Here is a 746-nt window from a genome sequence, read left to right on the forward strand (position 1 = left end):
TACAATACCCGCAAATTTGAGCACTCAAGAGACTGGATGATGGAATTTAAGGTTGATACCCACACGCATACTTACGCGAGTGGTCATGCGTATAGTACGTTGATTGAAAACGCAAAGTCGGCAAAAGAGAACGGGTTAACCATGTTTTGCACGACGGACCATGCGGAGTCGATGCCGGGTGCGCCTCACTACTGGTTTTTCTCCAACCAAAAAATTCTGCCTCGTTTTCTTGAAGGTGTTGCCATCGTTCGCGGAGTGGAATCCAACATACTTAACATTGAAGGTGAAATTGATATTCCGCCAAGCGTCGATCGCAATTTGGACTGGGTTATTGCCAGTTTCCACGAGCCAGTTTTTCCACCTGCCAATAAAGAAGCACACACTGAAGCGCTGATAAATGTCATCAAAAGCGGTCGCGTTGATGCGTTAGGACATTTGGGGAACCCGAACTTCGACTTCGATTTTGAACAAGTGCTGAAGTGCGCTAAAGAGCACAATGTAGCGATAGAAATCAATAACACCACGCTCAAAGGCAACAGCCGTGTTGGCAGTGTGGAGCGTTGCCATGAAATTGCGCAAATCGGCAAAGCGTTAGATGTGTATTTTACTACGGGAAGCGATGCACACTTTTGTCATGATGTGGGCAATCTGGATCTTGTCAGTGAGCTGATGGACAACCTTGATATTGATAGCAACAAAGTGATTACTCACTCTGCTAAACAGTTTTTGTCATTTCTTGAACTGCG

At 45.6% G+C, this 746-nt stretch carries 1 protein-coding gene; it reads left to right on the forward strand.

From position 1 onward, the window contains the following. Positions 1-39 precede the first annotated feature (39 nt). Positions 40-746 (forward strand): phosphatase (locus tag R7Z49_RS24645; protein WP_318112322.1); only part of this gene is annotated, 707 nt, incomplete at its 3' end.

The sequence above is a fragment of the Vibrio sp. 1562 genome, from assembly GCF_033340155.1.
Lineage (GTDB): Bacteria > Pseudomonadota > Gammaproteobacteria > Enterobacterales > Vibrionaceae > Vibrio > Vibrio alginolyticus.